Consider the following 22,515-nt stretch of genomic DNA (forward strand, 5'->3'; position numbering starts at 1 on the left):
CTGTCCCCCCTCCGCAGACAAAGCTACGCCGCGGGGGCCTCAGCCCCGTATCCTTTTGAAGACCCCGCTCGCGGTGGCCAAGATCTGCCCGCGACCATCCACCAGCTCTCCCGCCACATAGGCCAGGGAGGCGCCACCGCCTGTTGCCGTTGCCGATGCCACAACCTGCCCGGACTGTGCAGCCGCGATATAGGACAAGGTCAGTGAGACGGTCACCACCGGCGGGTGCAAGGCTGCGTCAAAATGCTGAGATGCCGTATTGCCACAGACCACATCCATCAGGGTCGCAACGATGCCCCCATGCAGGAGGCCATTGCGGTTAAGGTGCTGTGGAGCAAGCTCCAGCATCACAAGGCATGCCCCGGTTTGCGTATCGATCTCGGTGCGATACCCGACCATCTGCTGACAACCTGGATCGTCAATGATGCGCTTGGTGCCCCCGGACCCATGTGCTGCCGCAGCCTCGGTGGCCTGCGATATCGGATCAGGCCGCCGTGAGGTCAATGAACCGCTCCAACTGGGTATCAGCATCACCAAAGCGGTGTTCCGCCAAGACGATGCGTTTGGCGATATGGGCCAACTCATATTCGGCAGTCATCGCGATGCCTCCGTGAAGCTGGATCGCCTCTTCCGCGATATGGCGCCCCGTCCGCCCGATGAGATTGCGCGCGGCGGCGATATGACGATCCCGCACCAGTGGCAGATCCTCCAGGTGGCCTGCTGCATTGATCACGGCAGAACGCGCCTGTTCGAGCTCGATCAACATCTCTGCAACGCGATGCTGCAAGGCCTGAAACGTGCCGATTGGACGTCCAAATTGCTGCCGTGTAGTCAGGTAATCCATCGTCAGCCGTACGGCTGTTTCCATCGCGCCAAGCGTCTCTGCGGCGAGCGCAACCTCCGCCGCGGCAATGGCGCCTTCGATACGGTCCGCAGCATTGCCAGCTGCGCCGATCCGCGCTGATTTCAACAGCCGAACACAATCCAGTTCCATCTCGGCGGCTCTGCCGCCTGCCAGCAATGCGCTACCCCGCATTCGCAGACCGGGTGCATCGGGGCGAACACAAAATAGGGACAGGCCGTCACGATCTCCGGGTGACCCCGCTTCGCGCGCGGCAACAATCAGCAAGTCGGCCGCCTCTGCATTCACCACCACGGATTTCCGCCCGGTGAGCAGAATGTCATCCCCCTCGTCGACAGCCTTGGTTTCGATCCAGGTACGCTCATACCGGCTGGCAGGCTCGCCGTGGGCAAAGGCCAGCTGCAGATCTCCAGCGATCAGCCGATCAATCATTTTCTGATCACGCGGCGAAATCGGATCTGTGCCAGAGCCACACAGCAGCACGCCACAAAGAACGGCGCTGTCAAGCACCGGTTCAACAACGCCGGCCCGGCCCAATTCCTCAAACACCGTCGCAATGTCGAATCCGGCCCCGCCATATCCACCAGCGGCCTCGGGCAGCAGCGCGCCAATCACCCCGAGGTCAGCAAGCTGTCCCCAAATTTCCGGAGAGTACCCCGAAGGATCGGCAAGCGCCTGGTTTCGGGCGGCGACAGAATACCGATCGCGAAGAAACCGGCGCAAACTGTCCTGAAGCATCTGGCGCTCTTCTGTCAGCTGAAAGTTCATGTCCTGCCTCCCAGAGAAACCTTGGCAATGATATTCTTCTGGATCTCGTTCGATCCACCGAAGATCGACAGTTTTCGATTGTTGAAATACTGGGCCGCGACAGCTTCGCTCCCCTCTGGTGGAGAAAGCGCGTTGTTGTCACCGGCTACCGCCTCCGACGCAAACGGCAGGGCATAAACCCCCGCTGCGCGGCGTGCGAGATCGTTGATCTCCTGACGTATTTCGGTGCCTTTCACCTTGAGCATGGAGCTTTCGACGCCGGGCGCCTGCCCTTGGGCCGCAGCTGAGATGATGCGCAGATTGGTGGTGGACATGGCCATCAGATCGATTTCCGCGCGGGCGAGTCGCGCGGCGAAATGTGGATTTTCGATCAGCGGGCGACCGCGATGAAGCTGGTGACGCGCGAGACGTTTCACCGCCTCCAGCCCTGCCTGGCTGAACCCGACACCTGCAATATTGGTGCGTTCATGGGTCAGCAGATATTTGGCATAGGTCCAGCCTTTGTTTTCCTCACCAACCAGATTTTCAGCAGGCACGCGCACATCATTGAACCAGACTTCGTTGACCTCATGGGTGCCATCAAGAAGGATGATCGGCCGCACTTCGATGCCTGGTGTCGCCATGTCAATCAGCAGGAAGGAAATCCCCTCCTGCTGCTTGGCCTGAGGATCAGTGCGGACGAGACAGAAAATCCAGTTGGCGAATTGGCCAAGCGTGGTCCAAGTTTTTTGTCCGTTGACGATATAATGGTCACCATCGCGAACTGCACGCGTGCTCAGGCTGGCCAAATCGGACCCTGCGCCCGGCTCGGAATATCCCTGACACCACCAGTGTTCACCGGACAGAATTTTGGGCAGGAAATACGCGCGCTGCGCATCGGATCCGAATTTTTGCAGAACCGGCGCAAGCATGGTCAAACCAAACGGAACGATGCGCGGCGCATGGGCGCGACAACATTCTTCTTCGAAGATGTGGCGCTGGACCGCATTCCAGCCGCAGCCGCCATACTCCTGCGGCCAGGTCGGTGCCAGCCACCCCTGATCGTTCAGGATCTGGTGCCAGCGATCATGCCCCTCTTTGCCGATACCCCGCCCCAGGCGCACAGCGTCCGACAGATCCTGAGGCAGCTTCGCCTCCAGAAAGGCGCGCACTTCCGCGCGAAAGGCCAACTCTTCGGTCGAGTAATTCAGATCCATCTCCGCGTACCTCCCCGCGCTATTTCGATAGTGCCCGCTGCTCTCATCCGGGATCTACTTGGACCGCACCTGCCGGCGAAGCCGTACCCAGATAGTCAGTAGATCTCGAACAGGCCCGCAGCCCCCATGCCGCCGCCGATGCACATGGTTGCAACACCCAGCTTGGCCCCACGTCGACGGCCCTCACGCAGCAGATGCCCGACCATTCGTGCGCCTGTCATGCCAAAGGGATGGCCGATGGCAATTGATCCGCCGTTCACGTTGCAGATTTCATCTGGGATACGGAGCTGGTCACGGCAATAGAGCGCCTGGCTGGCAAAAGCCTCATTCAGCTCCCACAGATCGATATCCGCGACTGTCAGCCCGTGCCGCTCCAGCAGGCGCGGCACCGCATGTACCGGGCCGATGCCCATTTCGTCAGGCGCACAGCCGGCAACGCAGAACCCGCGAAACGCCCCCATCGGGTTCAGCCCTCGACGGCTTGCCTCGGTGGCCTCCATCATCACGACCGCCGCCGAACCATCGGAAAGCTGGCTGGCGTTTCCTGCGGTGATGAACTTGCCCTCGCCACGCACCGGGTCCAATCCGGCAAGCCCGTCCAAAGTGGTTTGCGGGCGATTACATTCGTCGCGATCCACAGTCACCTCGCGGGTGCCAACCTCACCGGTTTCCTTATCTTTTAAAGCCATAACGGTCTGCATGGGCACGATTTCGTCGTCAAACAGCCCTGCACCCTGCGCCGCTGCTATCCGCTGCTGGCTGCGCAGCCCGTAGGCATCCTGCGCTTCCCGGCTGATCCCGTAACGCTCGGCAACGATATCTGCGGTATCGATCATGGCCATATAAACGTCTGGCTTGTGCGCCTGCAGCCAGGGGTCCTGCACCTGCTTCACATTGGGCTGCACCATGGAGATGCTCTCGACCCCACCTGCAACCATCGGGCCAGCCCCTTCGGCCGTAATCTGCTGGGCCGCAAGCGCGATGGTCTGAAGACCCGAGGCGCAGAACCGGTTCACAGTCATGCCTGCTGCGGTCTGCGGCAATCCCGCGCGCAGCGCAATCTGACGTCCGATATTGTGACCCGTAGCCTGTTCGGGGAACCCGCAGCCGATAATGCAATCCTCGATCTCTCCACCATCTAGGCCAGCCCGCTCGACGGCTGCAGCTACGGCATGGCCGCCCAAAGTCGCGCCATGGGTCTGGTTGAACGATCCGCGAAAAGACTTGGCCAACCCAGTGCGGGCAGCGGAAACGATGACAGCCTGTTTCATCTCACCGGGCCTCCTTGTTGAGATCGTCAAAGCTGCGGCCCTCGGCGACAAGCTCTTCCAGCAAGGGCGCCGGCTGCCAGAAAAACGCATCTTCCTTGGCATAGCGTTTGATGTCCTTGAGGATGCTATCCAAACCTTGCAGGTCAGCCCATTTCAGCGGGCCGCCCCAAAACCGCGGAAAGCCATAGCCGAACAGCAATACCATATCCACATCCAGCGGACGCCGGGCGATGCCCTCGCCGACAACCTTCGCCGCCTCATTGACCATCGCGCACATGTAGCGCCGCAGGACCTCGTCATTGGCCAAGACCTGCGGCGTCACGCCCTGATCCCGCTGATCGCGTTCGATATACTCGGATACCTGTGGATTTGGGGTCCCGCCGCGCTTGCCCTCTTCGTAGACATAAAAACCCCGGCCGGTCTTCTGCCCGAAATCTCCAGCTTCGCAGAGCATATCGGAAAAATGCACAATCCGCTCACGGGGATCGCGTGTCGGCGCCCGCCGTTTGCGGGCTGCCCAGCCGATATCAAGCCCTGCCAGATCCGCCACCGCAAATGGCCCCATCGCAAATCCGAACCCGGTCATCACCTTGTCAATCTGGTAGGGTGAGGCTCCGTCCAGCACCATGTAATCGGCAGCCTTGCGGTAGCTGTTCATGATCCGGTTGCCGATGAAGCCATCGCAGACACCCGAACGCACAGAGATCTTCTTCAGCCGCTTGCCAAGGGCAATTCCGGTGGCGATCACATCAGGCGCGGTCTGATCTGCAACCACGACCTCAAGCAGTTTCATCACATGCGCCGGGGAGAAGAAGTGCAACCCGATCACATCCGCCGGTCGGCGCGTCGCAGCAGCGATTTCATTGATATCGAGATATGACGTGTTGCTGGCGAGAATTGCGCCGGGTTTGCAATGCGTATCCAGCGCTGAGAAAACGTCGCGTTTGACGTCCATGTCTTCAAACACTGCTTCGACCACCAGATCGACCTGCGACAGCGCTGCATAATCCGTCGCCAGCTGCAGCGCCTCGTTCATCATGGTATCAAACTGCGACTGATCGATCTTGCCGCGTTTAAGCGCCCCTTTCAGATTGCCTTCGATCCGTTCATGAGCTGCGACCGTCGCCGCATCATCACGTTCGATCAGTACTACGGGCAGCCCCGACAACAGGGCGGCGGTTGCAATGCCTGCGCCCATCGTGCCGCCACCAATTACCCCCATCGAGGCGACGTCGCGCGGGGTCACATCGGCCAGCTCTGGCAGCTTGCTGACCGCGCGCTCCGAAAAGAATGCGTGGATCAGACCCTGTCGCTGATCGCTCTCCATCAGCTTCTTAAACAGTTCTCGCTCCTGGCGCACCCCGTCAAGAAAGCTCTTGGCTTCACATGCAGCCTGAACGGCACGCACCGCGACGGCCGGGGACAGCTGACCGCGGCCCCGGGCGAGCACCCTCTCATAGGCTTCATCGAAATCGATGGGTTCCGGTGCCGACATATCACAGACCGGTCGACGCGGCGCATCCTGGTCCAGCAATTCACGGGTGTAAGCCAGACCGACTTCGCGGGGACTGCCCTCCGCAATACGATCAACGACCCCCTTGTCGAAGGCTTCTGCCGCCGACACATGGCGGCCGGTGGTGATGATCTCCAGCGCGGCCTCGGTTCCGGTGACGCGCGGCAGCCGCTGCGTCCCCCCAGCGCCCGGGATGATGCCGAGATGCACCTCAGGCAAGCCCATCTTGGCGCTTGGCACTGCAATCCGGTAGTGCGACGACAGCGCCACTTCCAACCCACCGCCCAGCGCGGTGCCGTGGAGGGCAGAAACCACGATGAGCTTGGCGGCTTCGATGCGGTTGCACAGGTCAGGCAATCCGGGCTCTTGCATCGGCTTGCCGAACTCGCGGATATCGGCGCCAGCGAAATAGGTTCGCCCCTCGCCGTAGATCAGTACGGCACGTGCGCCTTCTTCCTCGGCGCGCTCAATCCCGGCAAGAAGCCCACGGCGCACGTCAACGCCAAGAGCGTTCACTGGCGGGTTCTGCGCGCCCAGCACTGCAATATCGCCAATACGCTCATAAACAACGGCTTCAGTCATGGATCTTTCCTCTTATTGCGAGCGATGCCGAGCAAAACTTCGACAGGCTCCAACCGCGGGAACGCAGCTGCCTTGCGGCAGGCACGGATCAGGACGCAGACGTCACCCCCGCACATTTCGCCATGCGGAACATCATTCCGCAAACTTGATGCCGACCCTAAATCCGGCTTCGTGACCTGACAAGAGATATCATGCCGCGCGTCTGCGCCGCTTGCCAAGCATCACGATTTGCCTGCGGGTCGTGACGGTGCGTCTCGCGGTATTTGGGCGCTAGACGGTCAGCTCTCAGCTTTCGGAACCGGTCGACGATAGGCCTCGGTCAGGGTTGCATCCACCTCCGACGGCTCATAGACGCCCAACAGGATCCCTTTGCGCACCGATTTCCCTCGGCGCTTGGCAATCTGCTCGTCAGAAAGGGTAATGCGTTGCGACATCCGCAGCCCCCACTCGAGCAGTCGATCGTACATGAGGTCGATCACCTCCTGATGCGCCTTCGTTTTGGCAAGATCCACGAGCTCATCTGGATCCTCCTGCAAATCGAACAGCATGGGCCGAAGCCCGCCCTCAGCGTGCATGAACTTCCAGCGCGCATCCACGATCATGAACAGCCTCGCATCTTTCGGAGCCAGGCCAAGTGTTTCGGACAGGGGGAGCGTCGCATAATCAAACTCGGCCACCGCGTAGTCGCGCCACTCTGAAGTCTCGCCGCGCAACAAGGGCATCAATGAGCGCCCTTCCAGGATATGAGGTGCCGCCGCGCCGCCCGCTGCCTCCAGAAAGGTCGGAAGCAGATCAATCGACTCGACCAATGCATCGCAGGTGGTGCCGCGTGTGGCGTCGGCCTCGGGCCGCGGATCGTAGATGATCAGCGGCACCTTGATCGACGGTTCATGGAAAAGGTTCTTCTCGCCCAGCCAGTGATCGCCGAGGTAGTCGCCATGGTCCGAGGTCACCACGATCATCGTATCCTTCATTCGCCCGGTTGCCTCAAGCCAGGAGAACAGCCGACCCATCTGATCGTCAGCCTGTTTGATCAGCCCCATATAGGCGGGGATCACCTTCTGACGCACTTCCTCACGGGAGAAGGCCTGACCAATCTGATTGTTCATCATACCGGCAAATACCGGATGCGCATTCTCGCGCTCGGCGCTCGAACGAACTGCGGGCAGAACATGCTCAGGACCATACATATCGTGGTAAGGCGCAGGCACAATATATGGCCAATGCGGCTTGATGTAACTCAGATGCGCACACCACGGCTGATCGCCCTCCCTCTCCGCAGTTTCGATAAACCGCATGGCTTCACGGGTGAGCCAAGGCGTCTCACTGTCCTCCTCCGCGATATTGGCGGGCTTGTCTGCGTTGACCATGAACCAGCCAGAGGCGATATCGTCACCATCCACGCCGGCGTTTGCAAAATCGCTCCAGGGGTTGTCGCCGGGGTAGCCCTGCGATTTGAGATACTCATTATAGGGGCTTCGCTTACTGTCATAAAAACCGTCCGGCCCCTCAGCCCACAGCCCGTCATCACGGACAAATGGGTCAAAACCGCATTCCGTCTGGCGCACACCGATGATGCTGTCAGGGGCAAGACCAAGACGCTCCAGCCCCTCGGCATCGGCAACCATATGCGTCTTGCCAATCAGGTGGCAACTCATCCCGGTCTTGCGCAAGTGGTCACCCATTGTCCATTCGCCCACCCGTAGCGGGTAACCGTTGAACTGCACCCCGTGGCTTGAGGGATAGCGCCCGGTGTAACTCGACATACGGGAAGAACCGCAGGTGGGCGACTGCACATAGGCTCTGGTGAACCGGACCCCGCGCCGTGCCAGCCCATCCAAATGAGGCGTCTGTAGATGTGGATGCCCAGCACAGCTGAGGTAGTCAAACCGCAGCTGGTCAAACATGATATAGAGAATATTCATTCACCCCTCCCCTTTCCGGTCACCGCGAAGATCGCAGCGAACAGATACCTCGCGCTTCTCCAATCAGAGCGGACACTCGCAATTAGTCAACATGTAAACTATTTTCGACAGCCACTGCGACGCTGAGTGGATCATACGCGCAAAGGCGCAGAGCGACCGAAATATGAAGGATCAGCAAGAGAACCATTAATACGTTACAGAATTCCACCACCTTGTTAGATCTGGTTACATCTCTCTTGCCCAGAATCACTTCTGCGCGTATCACCGACTAAATGGTCGGCTTATCTACTGCTGCGACTTGGAGACGCGAACACCCATGGATGCTTTCATCTGCGATGCCACCCGCACCCCGATCGGCCGCTACGGCGGCGCGCTGAGTCAGGTGCGTACCGATGATCTTGCCGCCCTGCCGATTGCCGCGCTCGCCGCGCGAAACCCGGACGTGGACTGGGGCTCCCTCGACGATGTGATCTTTGGCGATGCCAACCAGGCCGGTGAAAGCAACCGCAACGTGGCCCGCATGGCGGCGCTGCTGGCGGGTCTGCCCACCTCTGTGCCCGGCACCACCATCAACCGTCTCTGCGCCTCCGGCATGGATGCGGTCGGTATGGCGTCCCGCGGGATCAAGGCGGGCGACTATGACATGGCCATCGCAGGCGGCGTCGAAAGCATGAGCCGCGCGCCTTTTGTGATGCCCAAGGCGACCTCTGCCTTCACCCGCGCCAACGCGGTCTATGACACCACCATCGGCTGGCGCTTCGTGAACAAGAAAATGCAGGAAATGTACGGCACCGACTCGATGCCGCAGACCGCAGACAACGTGGCCGAAGACTACGGCGTTTCCCGCGAAGATCAGGACGCCTTTGCCGCCCGCAGCCAGGCCCGCTGGGCCGCCGCGCATGAGGCCGGCATCTTCCAGGACGAAATCACGCCGGTCACCATCCCCCAGCGCAAGGGCGATGATCTGGTGGTGGACACCGATGAACACCCCCGCCCCGGCACCTCGGCAGAGAAGCTGGCGGGCCTCAAGGGTGTCAACGGCCCGGACAAGACCGTGACCGCAGGCAATGCCTCCGGCGTCAATGACGGTGCTGCGGCGATCCTGATGGCGAATGAAGCGGCAGCGGCGAAGAACGGCCTGACACCGATGGCCCGCATTGTTGGCATGGCCTCCGCCGGGGTCGAGCCGCGCATCATGGGCATCGGCCCGGTGCCCGCCACCCGCAAGGTTCTGGCCCGCACCGGCCTGACCATCGAACAGATGGACGTGATCGAACTGAACGAAGCATTCGCATCGCAGGGCCTTGCCACCCTGCGCGAGCTTGGCCTTCCGGACGCGGCACCCCATGTTAATCCCAACGGCGGTGCGATTGCACTGGGCCACCCGCTCGGCATGTCAGGCGCGCGGCTGGTGCTGACCGCCGCCTACCAACTGCAGCGCACCGGCGGGCGGTATGCGCTCTGCACCATGTGCGTCGGCGTTGGACAGGGCACCGCCCTGATCCTCGAACGCGTGTAACGAACTCTAGTGAGGTCCCAGACATGTATGCTCAGATGATCAAATCCGAAGCAACCCAGGACGATCCGGAAAAGCTGGCGGCCTTCCAGGCGCGCATCGACGCGGGCGAGAAGATCGAGCCCAAGGACTGGATGCCAGAAGGCTACCGCAAAACGCTGATCCGCCAGATCGGGCAGCACGCGCATTCGGAAATCGTCGGCCAGCTGCCAGAGGGCAACTGGATCACCCGCGCGCCGACGCTGGAGCGCAAGGCGATCCTCCTCGCCAAGGTGCAGGATGAGGCAGGCCACGGTCTCTACCTCTACTGCGCGGCGGAAACCCTGGGTGTCTCCCGCGACGAGATTACCGAAATGCTGCTGGACGGCCGCATGAAGTATTCGTCGATCTTCAACTACCCGACGCTGAACTGGGCCGACATCGGCGCGGTCGGCTGGCTGGTGGATGGCGCGGCGATCATGAACCAGGTGCCGCTGCAGCGGACCTCCTTCGGCCCCTACTCCCGCGCGATGATCCGCATCTGCAAGGAAGAAAGCTTCCACCAGCGCCAGGGCTATGACGCCATCCGCAAGATGGCGGAAGGAACCCCGGAGCAAAAGAAAATGGCCCAGGATGCGCTGAACCGCCTCTGGTACCCGTCGCTGATGATGTTCGGCCCGTCCGACAAGGACTCGGTCCATTCCGCCCAGTCGATGGCCTGGAAGATCAAGATGAACACCAACGACGAGCTGCGCCAGAAGTTCGTCGACCAGACCGTGCCGCAGGCCGAATACCTGGGCCTGACGATCCCCGATCCCGACCTGAAATGGAACGAGGAACGCGGCCACTACGACTACACCGACCCGGACTGGAGCGAGTTCTTTGAAGTGATCAAAGGCAACGGCCCCTGCAACGTGGACCGCCTCGCCGCCCGCAACAAGGCCTGGGACGACGGCGCCTGGGTCCGCGACGGCCTCCTTGCCCACGCCAAGAAGAAAGCCGCGCGCCAGCACGCCGCCGAGTAACCCCAAGCATTCCGGCGCCCGCCACGGCGACGGCGCCCCCTCAGCCAGGAGGATTTGAGACATGAAAAACGAATGGCCCCTCTGGGAAATCTTCATCCGCGGCCAGCACGGCATGAGCCACCGCCACGTCGGCTCGCTGCATGCGCCGGACGCCGAAATGGCGATCAAGAACGCCCGCGACGTCTACACCCGCCGCAACGAAGGCGTGTCGATCTGGGTGGTCGAGGCGAACCACATTTCCGCCTCCTCGCCCAGCGACAAGGGCCCGCTTTATGAGCCGTCGGAAAGCAAGGTCTACCGACACCCGACCTTCTTTGACATCCCCGAAGAAGTGGGGGCGATGTAATGGCCCGCGAAGACGCATTTTTCCAGTTCCTGCTGCGGATGGGGGACAACACCCTGATCCTCGGCCACCGGGTCAGCGAATGGTGCGGCCACGCGCCGGTGCTGGAAGAGGACATCGCGCTGGCCAACACAGCGCTGGACATGATCGGCCAGACCCAGATGTGGCTCGGCCTCGCCGGTGAAGTCCAGGGCGAAGGCAAATCCGCCGACGACCTCGCCTTCCTGCGCGACGCCTGGGATTTCCGCAACGTGCTCTTGTGCGAGGTGCCGAACGGCGATTTCGGCCGCACCCTGATGCGCCAGTTCCTGTTTGACGCCTGGCATTCGATACAGCTGGGTCGGCTGATGAAGTCGTCGGACGAACGCGTTGCAGCAATCGCCGAAAAAGCTTCGAAAGAGGTGGCCTATCACCTGGAACGCTCTGCCGACACGGTGGTGGGCCTGGGCGACGGCACCGGGGAAAGCCACCGCCGGATGCAGGAAGCGCTGGATTACCTCTGGCCCTATGTGGGCGAGATGTTCCAGTCCGACGATGTGGACTCCGAAATGGTGAAGGCTGGCATCGCCCCCGATCCGGCGGCCCTGCGCGAAGAATACGACGCACTGGTGTCCCGCATCCTGGGTGATGCGACGCTGACCATTCCCGAAAGCCGCTTTGCCCACAAAGGCGGGCGCACCGGTGCGATGCACACAGAGCATCTGGGCCACCTGCTGACCCAGATGCAATGGCTGCAGCGCGCCTATCCCGGCGCCAAGTGGTAAGGCCTCGGCCAAGGAACTGAGGGCATCCCCGGCGTCAAACGGGGGTGAGGCCCGCTTCCGCTGGGAAGTCCGGGCGGAACAGCCAATGAGGGTAACCGCATGAGCCAAGTGACAACTCAGCCAAGCATCACCCAAGTCTGGGACTGGCTCGACGCCGTGCCGGACCCGGAGATCCCGGTGATCTCGCTGGTGGACCTGGGCATCATCCGCGATGTGGCCTGGGAAGGGAAGACTTTGGTGGTCACCGTAACCCCGACCTACTCCGGCTGCCCGGCCACAGCGGTGATCGCCATGGATATTGAGACCGCCCTGCGCGGCCGCGGCATCACTGATCTGCGGCTCAAAACGCAGATTTCGCCGGCCTGGACCACCGATTGGCTGTCGGAAAAAGGCCGCACCAAGCTGGAGGCTTACGGCATCGCCCCGCCCCAGCCCGCAGGCGGCCCCGAGAAATGCCCGCACTGCGGGAGCAAACATGTCACCAAGGTCAGCCAGTTCGGCTCGACCCCCTGCAAGGCCCACTGGCGCTGCCAGGACTGCCTCGAACCTTTTGATTATTTCAAGTGCATCTGAGGAGACCCTGATGGCGCGCTTTCACGACCTTGAAGTCACCGACGTCCGCAAGACCATCCGCGATGCGGTGGTTGTCACCCTGAAGCCCGCGGGTGGCGCGGCTGAGGAATTCGATTTCACCCAAGGCCAGTACCTGACCTTCCGCCGCGACTTCGACGGCGAGGAACTGCGCCGCAGCTACTCGATCTGCGCCGGCAAGGACGAAGGCATCCTGCAGGTCGGCATCAAGCGCGTCAACGGCGGCGCGTTCTCGACCTGGGCCAACACCGAGCTGAAGGCGGGTGATACCCTGCAGGCGATGGCGCCGATGGGGACCTTCTTCACCCCGCTCGATGGTACCGCCGAAAAGCACTACCTGGGCTTTGCCGGCGGCTCCGGCATTACCCCTGTGCTGTCGATCCTCAAGACCACGCTGGCGGCGGAGCCCAAATCCTCCTTCACGCTGGTCTACGCCAACAAGGGCGTGAACACGATCATGTTCCGCGAGGAACTGGAGGATCTGAAAAACCTCTACATGGGCCGCTTCAATGTGATCCATGTACTGGAATCCGACGCTCAGGAAATCGACTTGTTCACCGGTCTGGTGACTGAGGAGAAATGCGCCCAGCTGTTCGAGCACTGGATCGACATCCAGTCGGTCGACACCGCCTTTATCTGCGGCCCGGAGCCGATGATGCTGGGTATTGCCAGTGCCCTGCGCACCGCCGGTCTAGGCGATAGCCAGATCAAGTTCGAACTGTTCGCATCTGCTCAGCCGGGCCGCGCCAAGCGCAAGGCCACCGCAACGGATGCGGCCAGCAGCGCCAACCAGACCAAGGCCGCGATTACGCTGGACGGCGCCACCCAGACCATCGAAATGGGCAAGGACATGACCCTGCTGGACGCGGCGCTGGAGAACGCCATGGACGCGCCCTATGCCTGCAAGGCAGGTGTATGCTCCACCTGCCGCTGCAAGGTGCTGGAGGGCGAGGTCGAAATGGTCGCCAACCACGCGCTGGAGGATTACGAGGTCGAAAAAGGCTATGTGCTGTCCTGTCAGGCCTATCCGCTGAGTGATCAGGTGGTGGTGGACTACGATCAATAGCCCACTAGGTTAGAGCCCGAGCGATCAGGACGAAACACACAGCAACAGACTCAAGAGGACAATCGCATGAGTGACGAGATGAGCATTGAGAGCTATCTGGCGGCCGGTGGCGTCCTCAGCAATCCTTCCAACGTACCGCCACGCTATCGCGCTGAGCTGATGACCATCATGGCCAGTTTCGTGGATAGCGCGCTGGCGGGAGCGGCGGGGTTTGTCGATATCATAAACGAAGGCCCGGGGATCAAATCGCGCATGGCTGCCGCCCGGATCGTATTGGAAAAAACCGCCAATGCAGACCGGGTCTTACAGGTCATGGGCGATTTCGGGGCCGACACGGAGCGCTATGTCGACCACCACCCTTGGACAGCCCGACTGGACCGCGAGGCTGGACTGGACCAGGCCAGATCCAAACATGACCGGCGCCTTGCTGTGTTCAATTACCCGCTCGAAGGCTGGGCCGATGCAGTGGTGATGAACCTTTTGATGGGACGCGCCGTTGCCGTGCAATTGGCAGAACTGTCCATGATCTCCTACCAGCCGTTGGCCGAGGCCTTCCGCGCCATTCAACCGATTGAGGCGCATCACGCGCGGCTTGCCCATGAAGGCCTGTCGCGTCTCGTCCAGGAAGGCGACATCGGCATGTTGCAGGAGTCCATCGGTTACTGGTGGCCACGTGTCGCCATCAGCTTTGGGGTCGATGACTCCGACAAATTCGAAGCCCTTCGCACACTGGGGTTGCGCCATCGCAGCAACGCAGAGCTGCGCGCACGGTGGCAAAGCGAGATGCGTGGCGTGTTGCGAGAGCTGGGGCTGGAAGCTCCCGAACCGGCCTGAAGCGGCGGCATCAAGGCACCGCCCGACACCCACCCATATGGCGGAAGAACCCAGCGGAAAAGGTCTGGACGACTGACCCATCGCGTCCTAGGGTCAGCCTGTTCCAGCACCCCAAAAACGAGGCCCGACATGGCGATCAGCAAGACCATTCGCACCTATTTCAACGGCAGCTGGCATGAGGGCGATGTGGCAATCATGAAGGCCGCTGACCATGCAACCTGGCTTGGATCGTCGGTTTTCGACGGTGCGCGGCTATTCGATGGTGTCACGCCCGACCTTGATCTGCACTGCGCCAGAGCCAACGCATCGGCCCACGCGCTGATGATGGCTCCAACCGTCAGCGTCGAAGATATGGTCGCCATCGCCAAAGAGGGTCTCGCTCTCTTTGCACCAGATGCCGCGGTCTACATCCGCCCTATGTACTGGGCGGCCGAGGGCGATTCCACGATGATCGCACCGGAACCCGCAAGCACCCAGTTTGCTCTTTGTCTGGAAGAAATCCCTATGGCTGCCCCGACAGCTGTAGCGACTCTGACACGCACCTCCTTCCGCCGGCCCGTGCTGGAGAGTTCTGTGGTCAATGCAAAGGCCGGTTGCCTCTATCCGAACAACGCCCGCATGCTGCGTGAAGCGCGCGCAAAAGGATTCAGCAACGCGCTCGCCCTCGATGCCATGGGGAATGTCGCTGAGACCGCCACGGCCAATATTTTCATGGTGCGTGACGGAGAGGTCTTTACTCCGATTGCAAATGGCACCTTCCTTGCAGGGATCACCCGTGCCCGTCACATCGCAAACCTGCGCTCAGATGGTGTCACCGTTCATGAAACGGTGCTTGGCTATAAAGACTTTGAAGACGCCGACGAAGTGTTCATGTCCGGCAATATGAGCAAGGTCACGCCAGTTGCCGCCTTTGACGATCGGCAATACCAGATCGGACCAATCGCCAAGCGCACACGGGATCTCTATTGGGATTGGGCAACAAGCAGCCGTGGATAGCTGCGTGCGACTAGCCTTTGTGCTCATCTATTGCGCCGGGGGATGGCTTGCGCCATGATCCAGACGGAACAACCAGAGGATCAATATGCGCAAATTTCTTGTGGTATTGGATGACAGCCGCGAATGCCTGAACGCCATGCGGTTCGCCGCCATGCGTGCCGCCAAGACTGGCGGCGGAGTAGAAATCCTTTCGGTGATTCCACCCGACGAATTCAATCATTGGATTGGCGTCGGCGAAGTGATGCGCGAAGAGGCCCGCGAACGCATACACGCCCATTTTGAAGTATTCGCGAAGTGGATGCGCGACCGGCAAGGTATCGAACCCAAACTCGTGATCCGCGAAGGCGAAGCGGTGCCAGAGATTATCGCCCAGATCGAATCTGATCCCGAAATCGGCGTATTGGTACTGGGCGCCGGTGACGACCGCAAAGGCCCTGGTCCCCTCGTCACCCAGCTAAGTCGCTCATCCGGCAGCCTGCCGGTGCCGATCACAATCGTACCCGGCGATCTGTCTAAAGAAAAACTGGAAGCGATCACCTGATCGCTGCCAAGCTGACCGATCTGCGGGTTGCACGAACTCGCCGCGAGTGGATCCGAAGCGAAAGGCCCCAGCGCGCGCCACAAGGTTCCGCAATTTTAGAACCGTTCCAAATCTTGACTTAAGCCCACCGGAGGCGCATATCTCTGCCACGCTTTAAGGAGGCCCGACATGTTCATTCAGACAGAATCCACGCCCAACCCGGCGACGCTGAAATTCCTGCCGGGCCAGACCGTACTGGAAATGGGCACAGCTGATTTTCCCAGCGCAGAGGCCGCAGGCTCATCGCCTTTGGCGCAGCGCATTTTTGCTGTTGCAGGCGTGACTGGCGTGTTCTTCGGCAACGATTTCGTAACCGTGACCAAGGCAGAGACGGTTGAATGGGACCACATCAAACCGGCGATCCTCGGCGCGGTGATGGAACATTTCCAGTCCGGTCAGCCGGTGATTTCCGAAGGTGGCGAACAGACCTCTGGCCACGCGGAACACACCGGTGAGGATGGCGAAATCGTCAACCAGATCAAAGAGCTTCTGGACAGCCGCGTGCGCCCTGCTGTGGCTCAGGATGGCGGCGATATCACCTTCCACGGCTTTGACCGTGGTGTGGTCTACCTGCATATGCAGGGCGCCTGCGCAGGCTGCCCTTCGTCGACACTGACGCTGAAGATGGGCATCGAAAACCTGCTGCGCCACTACATCCCCGAAGTGACCGAGGTTCGCCCCGTTGCCGTCTGACGCTCTCGTCCTTGGCTTTGATACATCGGCCGCGCATTGCGCGGCCGCTTTGTTGCGTGGGGACACGGTGCTGGCCTCCCGATTGGAGGAGATGACTCGCGGCCAGGCCGAACGATTGATGCCGTTGCTGGACGAGGTGCTCGCCGAAGGTGGCGCAGCTTGGGCGGATCTTGATGCCATTGGTGTCGGTATCGGACCCGGAAACTTCACAGGCATTCGCATCGCCGTGTCCGCTGCACGCGGTTTGGCGCTGGGGCTGGATATTCCGGCAGTCGGTGTAAACGGATTTGACGCACGCCATCACCCCGGCACTCTCGCTGCGGTGCCCGCACCTCGCGATCATGTCTATGCACTGCCTCCCGGAGGCGAGCCCCGGCTGATGCCACTTGTTGAAGCGCAGGCGGTTGCCGCCGCGCATGATCTAGAGTTGCTGGCCGAGGCAACTCCGCCGAATATCGCCGAAGCCATCGCCCGCAACGCCGCCGACCGTTACCAAACAGAAGCAGTTGCCCCTGCCCCGCTGTACCTGCGGGCTGCTGATGCCGCGCCGGCAAGAGACGCCCCACCAACGCTGATTGATGGCTGATACCTTCGGTCGACCATGCTACGAAACTGTCCCTCAAATCTGACACCACAGGACATGGCCCACACCCATCGGGCTGCCTTTGTGCAGGGGCGCCCGTGGTCTTCGGATGAATTTTCTGCCCTGCTCGACAGCCCGTTCAGCTATGCTGTCGGCGATACACGATGCTTTGCCTTGGGACGCGTTGTCGCTGGAGAGGCCGAACTGCTGACCATAGCGACCCACCCTGACTACCGGCGTCAAGGGTTTGCGCGTATGGTCTTGGACAGCTGGCAGGAAGCCGCGCTGGCCAGAGATGCAACCGATGGCTTTCTGGAAGTTGCCGCAGACAACCGATCGGCGCGTGCCCTGTATCACTCCTATGGATTCGCCGAAACCGGGCGGCGGGTCGGCTACTACCCGCGCGAAGGCGCGTCTTCAGTGGACGCAGTGCTCATGTGCGTCAGTTTACGCAAGGCCGAAACCGCAGAATAACACCAAAAGGTCAAAAAACGGTTGACCCTTTCCGCAGGCTACGGCCTAAATTGTCGCACCTTTTTAAAAACACATGGGTTGGGGCGGTCAAACTGGCCGCAACAAGAACAACAAATTGGGAGTACCCCTATGACCCTGATGAAATCCCTGATGAGCGCCGCGGCGGCCGTGGCGCTGACAGCGGGTGCCGCATTGGCAGAGCCTGCACTGATCTTTGATCTGGGCGGCAAGTTCGACAAATCGTTCAACGAAGCCGCCTTCACCGGCGCGCAGCGTTGGGCTGAGGAAACCGGCGAAAGCTTCCGCGAAATCGAACTGCAATCCGAAGCTCAGCGTGAGCAGGCCCTGCGTCGCTTTGCCGAAGCGGGCGCGAACCCGATCGTCATGGCCGGTTTTGCTTTTGCCGACGCTCTGGGCCAGGTTGCAGCCGACTACCCCGACACCAAATTCGTGATCATCGACATGGTTGTTGATGCGCCGAATGTACGTTCTGTTGTCTTCAACGAACATGAAGGCTCCTACCTTGTCGGTATGCTGGCGGCCAAAGCGTCCAAATCGGGCACAGTAGGCTTCATCGGCGGTATGGATATCCCGCTGATCCGCAAATTTGCCTGCGGCTACGCCGAGGGCGTGAAGGCCGCAAACCCGGACGCAACTGTGATCGCCAATATGACCGGCACCACCCCTGCGGCCTGGAATGACCCGGTCAAGGGCTCCGAACTGACGAAGGCGCAGATCAGCCAGGGCGCTGATGTTGTCTATGCAGCTGCGGGCGGCACTGGTGTTGGCGTACTGCAGACCGCCGCCGACGAAGGCATCCTGTCAATCGGTGTGGACAGCAACCAGAACCACCTGCACCCGGGCAAAGTTCTGACGTCCATGATGAAGCGCGTCGACAACGCTGTGTTTGAAGCCTTCTCCGACGGTCCTGACCTGGAAACCGGCTTCTCCGTTATGGGCCTGTCGAACGGCGGCGTCGGCTTTGCGGTTGACGATAACAACGCATCGCTGATCACCGAAGAGATGCAGGCTGCCGCTGATGAAGCCGCAGCCAAGATCGCAACCGGCGAAATCACCGTGCATGACTACATGTCGGATGACAGCTGCCCGGCTCTGTCCTTCTAAGTACTGAACTGCCCCCCGGCCCACCGTGATCCTCTTGATGATTATGGTGGTGACCGGGGGTTTCATATTGCCCGGAGGCTGCGCCTTTGCCGCCTCCGGGTTTGGTTTTTCCTAGGTTGGCCAAATTGCACATGTTAACCGCCGCTCGCTTCGGCGTGGATCTGTGCCAACCGATCCAGGATGAATAAGGGGAGCCCGAATGACGGCACCAGCAATTGAACTAAAAGGCATCTCCAAGGCCTTTGGCCCCGTTCAGGCCAATAAGGATATCTCAATCCGTGTTTCCCCCGGCACGATCCATGGGATCATCGGCGAGAATGGCGCAGGCAAATCAACTCTGATGAGTATCCTGTACGGTTTTTACAAAGCCGATAAGGGTGAGGTCTGGATTCACGGGAAACGTACCGAGATTCCCGACAGCCAGGCGGCGATCTCGGCAGGGATCGGCATGGTGTTCCAGCACTTCAAGCTGGTTGAGAATTTCACGGTACTGGAGAACATCATCCTCGGAGCCGAAGATGGCAAACTGTTGAAGCCCTCTCTCAGCAAGGCCCGAAATTCGCTGAAAGACCTGGCAGCAGAATATGAGCTGAACGTTGATCCCGATGCCCGTATCGACGAAATCGGTGTCGGCATGCAGCAGCGTGTCGAGATCCTGAAGGCGCTATACCGCCAGGCCGATATTCTGATTCTGGACGAGCCGACAGGGGTTCTGACCCCGGCAGAGGCCGACCAGCTGTTCCGCATTCTGGACAGGCTGCGCGCCGAGGGCAAAACGATCATCCTGATCACTCACAAACTGCGCGAAATCATGGAGTATACCGATACGGTGTCGGTGATGCGCCGCGGCCAGATGACCGCGACCGTGAAAACCGCTGAAACCAGCCCCGAACATCTGGCCGAACTGATGGTGGGACGCAAGGTGCTGCTGCGGGTGGACAAGGTTCCCGCCACTCCCGGCAAGCCGATCCTTGAGATCGAGAACCTCAGTGTTGTCGATGAGGCGGGCGTTGCGCGGGTTAAGAATATCGACCTGACCGTGCGTGCGGGAGAGATCCTTGGCATCGCCGGGGTGGCCGGCAACGGTCAATCCGAACTGATGGAGGTGCTCGGTGGCATGCGCGAAGGTCAGGGCACCATTCGTCTCAATGGATCGCCGCTGCCCCTGTCAGGTGCCGGATCCGATGCCCGCGCCCGTCGCGCAGCACATGTGGCCCACGTTCCCGAAGACCGTCAGCGCGAAGGTCTGATCATGGACTTCCACGCTTGGGAAAACGTGGCGTTCGGCTATCATCACGCGCCCGAATACCAACGCGGCCTGTTAATGAACAATGCTGCACTGCGCGCCGATACCGAGGCCAAGATGGCCAAGTTTGACGTACGCCCCCCGGACCCCTGGCTTGCGGCCAAGAATTTCTCCGGCGGCAATCAGCAGAAAATCGTTGTTGCCCGCGAAATCGAGCGCAACCCTGACCTGTTGCTGATTGGGCAGCCGACACGGGGCGTCGATATCGGCGCCATTGAGTTTATTCACAAGCAAATCGTCGAATTGCGCGATCAGGGCAAGGCGATCCTGCTGGTCTCGGTTGAACTGGAGGAAATCCTGTCACTCGCCGACCGTGTTGCAGTGATGTTTGACGGAATGATCATGGGCGAGCGCCCGGCCGATCAGACCGATGAGAAAGAGCTGGGCCTGTTGATGGCCGGTGTCGCGGGGGAGGCCGCGTAAATGGATAAAATGCCTAAATGGGCCGATGTCGTACTGATCCCGCTGATCAGCCTCGTATTGGCCGCTATTCTGTCTGCCTTGGTGATTCTTGGCATTGGCGAAGACCCGATTGCCGCCGTGAAGCTGATGGTTTCGGGCGCGCTTGGATCCACTTATGGCTGGGGCTATACGCTCTATTATGCCACCAACTTCCTGTTCACGGGTCTGGCCGTTTCCGTGGCCTTCCACGCCCGGCTTTTCAACATCGGTGGTGAAGGTCAGGCGATGCTCGGTGGTTTGGGTGTGGCCCTCGTATGCCTTTATATTCCCTGGCCGCATTGGTCGCTGGCACTGATCTTTGCCAGCCTGGGTGCTGCCCTTTTTGGTGCGGCCTGGGCCGCGATCCCCGCCTATCTTCAGGCGAAGCGCGGCAGCCATATCGTGATCACCACAATCATGTTCAACTTTATTGCGGCGGCCGTTCTGAACTACGTGCTGGTCAATCTCCTGCGTCCAGAAGGCTCGATGGACCCGGCGACAGCCCGTTTTGCCGAAGCTGTCCACCTGCCGTCCTTGCATGAGCTCCTCGCACCTATCGGGATCGAGTTTTCCAAGGCGGCACCTGCCAATGTGAGCTTCCTCGTCGCGCTTGCTGCTTGCGTTGCGGTCTGGTTGCTGATCTGGCGTACCAAACTGGGCTACGAGATCCGGGCCTATGGCAACTCCGAATATGGCGCACTTTACGCCGGAATCTCGCCGGTCAAGATCACCATGATTGCGATGCTGATCTCTGGCGGTCTGGCGGGCATGATGGCCACCAACAATGTGATGGGCGAGGCCGAGCGCCTGGTATTGAACTCAACCGAGGGCGCCGGTTTCATCGGCATCGCCGTGGCACTCATGGGGCGTAGCCATCCCTTTGGCGTGTTTCTGGCCGCGATCCTGTTCGGGTTCCTCTATCAGGGCGGCGCGGAGCTGGCGCTATGGACCAGCATCCCGCGGGAACTGATCGTCGTCATTCAGGCACTGGTGATCCTGTTCACAGGCGCGCTGGACAATATGGTACGAGGACCGCTTGAACGGATCTTCCTTGCTCTGCGCCGGGGGAAAGCGTGATGGATTTTCTGACTCTGATCCAGGTGCTCGACAGCACCGTTCGCCTCGCAACACCGCTGCTGCTGGCCTGTCTGGCTGGACTGTTCTCCGAACGGGCGGGGATCTTCGATATCGGCCTTGAAGGCAAAATGCTGATGGCCGCTTTCTTCTCGGCGGCGGTGGCTGCGACCACTGGCAATGTCTGGCTCGGCCTCCTGGCCGGTATCGCATCATCGCTGGTTCTCAGCGGCCTGCACGGGCTTGCCTCGATCACCTTCCGTGGCAACCAGCTGATCTCCGGTGTGGCGATCAACTTCCTGGCCGCAGGCATGACCGTACTGATCGCGCAGGACTGGTTCCAGCAGGGCGGACGCACACCCTCGCTGTTCTCGGGTGGCCGGTTTGAACCTCTCAGCCTGCCGTTTGCAGATGCGCTGGCGGATGTCCCAGTGTTGGGCCCGATCTATAGCGAGCTGCTTTCCGGTCACTCCGTGCTGGTCTACCTGGCGTTCCTCGCGGTGCCTGCTACCGCCTGGATCCTCTTTGGTACGCGCTTTGGCCTGCGCCTGCGCGCGGTCGGGGAAAACCCCGCAGCTGTCGATACCGCCGGCGTGTCCGTGGTCGGTCTGCGCTATGCGGCGGTAATGATCTGTGGCCTGCTCTGCGGCATTGCCGGCGCCTATCTTGCAACAGCGCTACAGGCCGGGTTCGTAAAGGACATGACAGCCGGTCGCGGCTTTATCGCCCTGGCAGCGCTGATTTTCGCGAAATGGCGCCCCTGGCACGCGCTTGGTGCCTGCCTTCTGTTCGGCCTGCTTCAAGCGGTGGCCCTGCGTTTTCAGAACATCGAAATCGGCAACTTTGTGATTCCAGTGCAGATGATGGACGCGCTGCCCTACATCCTGACTGTGGTGATCCTGGCAGGCTTCGTCGGCAAGGCGGTTCCGCCCAAAGCCGGTGGAGAACCCTACGTCAAGGAGCGCTGATAGAGCCATCAATTTGGTACAGCCCGCAGGGCTGTACCAA

At 60.7% G+C, this 22,515-nt stretch carries 22 protein-coding genes; 16 read left to right on the forward strand and 6 right to left on the reverse strand.

Annotated features, from left to right (window positions below):
* Positions 1 to 39 precede the first annotated feature (39 nt).
* The 6 genes from VWZ81_RS13665 to VWZ81_RS13690 form a co-directional block, all read right to left on the reverse strand.
* The gene (locus tag VWZ81_RS13665; RefSeq protein WP_416543339.1) at positions 40 to 504 is read right to left on the reverse strand and encodes a PaaI family thioesterase; all 465 of its coding nucleotides are present in this window, start codon (positions 502 to 504) and stop codon (positions 40 to 42) included.
* Positions 485 to 1,630, reverse strand: a complete 1,146-nt coding sequence (locus tag VWZ81_RS13670) for an acyl-CoA dehydrogenase family protein (RefSeq protein WP_416543340.1) — start codon at positions 1,628 to 1,630, stop codon at positions 485 to 487. The genes VWZ81_RS13665 and VWZ81_RS13670 overlap by 20 nt, the downstream gene beginning before the upstream one ends.
* Positions 1,627 to 2,826 carry an acyl-CoA dehydrogenase family protein gene (locus tag VWZ81_RS13675; RefSeq protein ID WP_416537210.1) on the reverse strand — a complete coding sequence of 400 codons (1,200 nt, stop codon included), beginning with the start codon at positions 2,824 to 2,826 and terminating at the stop codon, positions 1,627 to 1,629. The genes VWZ81_RS13670 and VWZ81_RS13675 overlap by 4 nt, the downstream gene beginning before the upstream one ends.
* A gap of 95 nt (positions 2,827 to 2,921) precedes the next feature.
* On the reverse strand, positions 2,922 to 4,097 hold the full coding sequence (locus tag VWZ81_RS13680) for an acetyl-CoA C-acyltransferase (RefSeq protein ID WP_416536474.1): 1,176 nt from the start codon (positions 4,095 to 4,097) through the stop codon (positions 2,922 to 2,924).
* Position 4,098: 1 nt separating this feature from the next.
* Positions 4,099 to 6,192 carry a 3-hydroxyacyl-CoA dehydrogenase NAD-binding domain-containing protein gene (locus VWZ81_RS13685; RefSeq protein ID WP_416543341.1) on the reverse strand — a complete coding sequence of 698 codons (2,094 nt, stop codon included), beginning with the start codon at positions 6,190 to 6,192 and terminating at the stop codon, positions 4,099 to 4,101.
* Positions 6,193 to 6,470: 278 nt separating this feature from the next.
* Positions 6,471 to 8,117 carry a sulfatase-like hydrolase/transferase gene (locus tag VWZ81_RS13690; RefSeq protein ID WP_416543342.1) on the reverse strand — a complete coding sequence of 549 codons (1,647 nt, stop codon included), beginning with the start codon at positions 8,115 to 8,117 and terminating at the stop codon, positions 6,471 to 6,473.
* A 316-nt stretch (positions 8,118 to 8,433) separates the two neighbouring features.
* On the opposite strand from VWZ81_RS13690, the gene pcaF reads away from it, so the two are divergent.
* From pcaF to VWZ81_RS13770, 16 genes are all read left to right on the forward strand, one after another.
* Positions 8,434 to 9,636, forward strand: coding sequence for a 3-oxoadipyl-CoA thiolase (gene pcaF, locus VWZ81_RS13695; RefSeq protein ID WP_416543343.1), 1,203 nt, complete (start codon positions 8,434 to 8,436; stop codon positions 9,634 to 9,636).
* A gap of 23 nt (positions 9,637 to 9,659) precedes the next feature.
* Positions 9,660 to 10,637 carry a 1,2-phenylacetyl-CoA epoxidase subunit PaaA gene (gene paaA / locus VWZ81_RS13700; protein ID WP_271907133.1) on the forward strand — a complete coding sequence of 326 codons (978 nt, stop codon included), beginning with the start codon at positions 9,660 to 9,662 and terminating at the stop codon, positions 10,635 to 10,637.
* 61 nt (positions 10,638 to 10,698) lie between these two features.
* Positions 10,699 to 10,983 (forward strand): 1,2-phenylacetyl-CoA epoxidase subunit PaaB, encoded by a 285-nt coding sequence (paaB, locus tag VWZ81_RS13705; protein ID WP_008562338.1) that lies wholly within the window; start codon positions 10,699 to 10,701, stop codon positions 10,981 to 10,983.
* Positions 10,983 to 11,744, forward strand: coding sequence for a 1,2-phenylacetyl-CoA epoxidase subunit PaaC (gene paaC, locus VWZ81_RS13710; RefSeq protein ID WP_416543344.1), 762 nt, complete (start codon positions 10,983 to 10,985; stop codon positions 11,742 to 11,744). Before paaB ends, paaC begins: the two co-directional genes overlap by 1 nt.
* 99 nt (positions 11,745 to 11,843) lie before the next feature.
* Complete coding sequence (gene paaD / locus VWZ81_RS13715; RefSeq protein WP_416543345.1) at positions 11,844 to 12,317, forward strand: 1,2-phenylacetyl-CoA epoxidase subunit PaaD; 474 nt, start codon at positions 11,844 to 11,846, stop codon at positions 12,315 to 12,317.
* Between the two features lie 10 nt (positions 12,318 to 12,327).
* On the forward strand, positions 12,328 to 13,401 hold the full coding sequence (gene paaE, locus VWZ81_RS13720) for a 1,2-phenylacetyl-CoA epoxidase subunit PaaE (RefSeq protein WP_416543346.1): 1,074 nt from the start codon (positions 12,328 to 12,330) through the stop codon (positions 13,399 to 13,401).
* Between the two features lie 66 nt (positions 13,402 to 13,467).
* Complete coding sequence (locus tag VWZ81_RS13725; protein ID WP_416536467.1) at positions 13,468 to 14,235, forward strand: Phenylacetic acid catabolic protein; 768 nt, start codon at positions 13,468 to 13,470, stop codon at positions 14,233 to 14,235.
* A gap of 129 nt (positions 14,236 to 14,364) precedes the next feature.
* On the forward strand, positions 14,365 to 15,231 hold the full coding sequence (locus VWZ81_RS13730) for a branched-chain amino acid aminotransferase (protein WP_416543347.1): 867 nt from the start codon (positions 14,365 to 14,367) through the stop codon (positions 15,229 to 15,231).
* Positions 15,232 to 15,316: 85 nt separating this feature from the next.
* Complete coding sequence (locus tag VWZ81_RS13735; RefSeq protein ID WP_340544338.1) at positions 15,317 to 15,772, forward strand: universal stress protein; 456 nt, start codon at positions 15,317 to 15,319, stop codon at positions 15,770 to 15,772.
* Positions 15,773 to 15,940: 168 nt separating this feature from the next.
* On the forward strand, positions 15,941 to 16,504 hold the full coding sequence (locus VWZ81_RS13740) for a NifU family protein (RefSeq protein ID WP_340544337.1): 564 nt from the start codon (positions 15,941 to 15,943) through the stop codon (positions 16,502 to 16,504).
* Positions 16,494 to 17,090 (forward strand): tRNA (adenosine(37)-N6)-threonylcarbamoyltransferase complex dimerization subunit type 1 TsaB, encoded by a 597-nt coding sequence (tsaB, locus tag VWZ81_RS13745; protein ID WP_416536465.1) that lies wholly within the window; start codon positions 16,494 to 16,496, stop codon positions 17,088 to 17,090. Before VWZ81_RS13740 ends, tsaB begins: the two co-directional genes overlap by 11 nt.
* 54 nt (positions 17,091 to 17,144) lie before the next feature.
* A complete protein-coding gene (locus VWZ81_RS13750) occupies positions 17,145 to 17,561 on the forward strand; it encodes a GNAT family N-acetyltransferase (protein WP_340544335.1) in 417 nt (138 codons plus the stop codon).
* A 129-nt stretch (positions 17,562 to 17,690) separates the two neighbouring features.
* A complete protein-coding gene (locus VWZ81_RS13755; RefSeq protein WP_340544334.1) occupies positions 17,691 to 18,686 on the forward strand; it encodes a BMP family lipoprotein in 996 nt (331 codons plus the stop codon).
* Between the two features lie 199 nt (positions 18,687 to 18,885).
* Positions 18,886 to 20,415, forward strand: a complete 1,530-nt coding sequence (locus VWZ81_RS13760; protein WP_340544333.1) for an ABC transporter ATP-binding protein — start codon at positions 18,886 to 18,888, stop codon at positions 20,413 to 20,415.
* A complete protein-coding gene (locus tag VWZ81_RS13765) occupies positions 20,416 to 21,510 on the forward strand; it encodes an ABC transporter permease (protein ID WP_340544332.1) in 1,095 nt (364 codons plus the stop codon).
* The gene (locus VWZ81_RS13770) at positions 21,510 to 22,475 is read left to right on the forward strand and encodes an ABC transporter permease (protein WP_340544331.1); all 966 of its coding nucleotides are present in this window, start codon (positions 21,510 to 21,512) and stop codon (positions 22,473 to 22,475) included. Before VWZ81_RS13765 ends, VWZ81_RS13770 begins: the two co-directional genes overlap by 1 nt.
* Positions 22,476 to 22,515 lie beyond the last annotated feature (40 nt).

Origin of the sequence: Phaeobacter sp. JH20_34 (genome assembly GCF_048056095.1) — a bacterium.
In the GTDB taxonomy this organism is placed as follows: Bacteria; Pseudomonadota; Alphaproteobacteria; order Rhodobacterales; family Rhodobacteraceae; genus Phaeobacter; species Phaeobacter bryozoorum.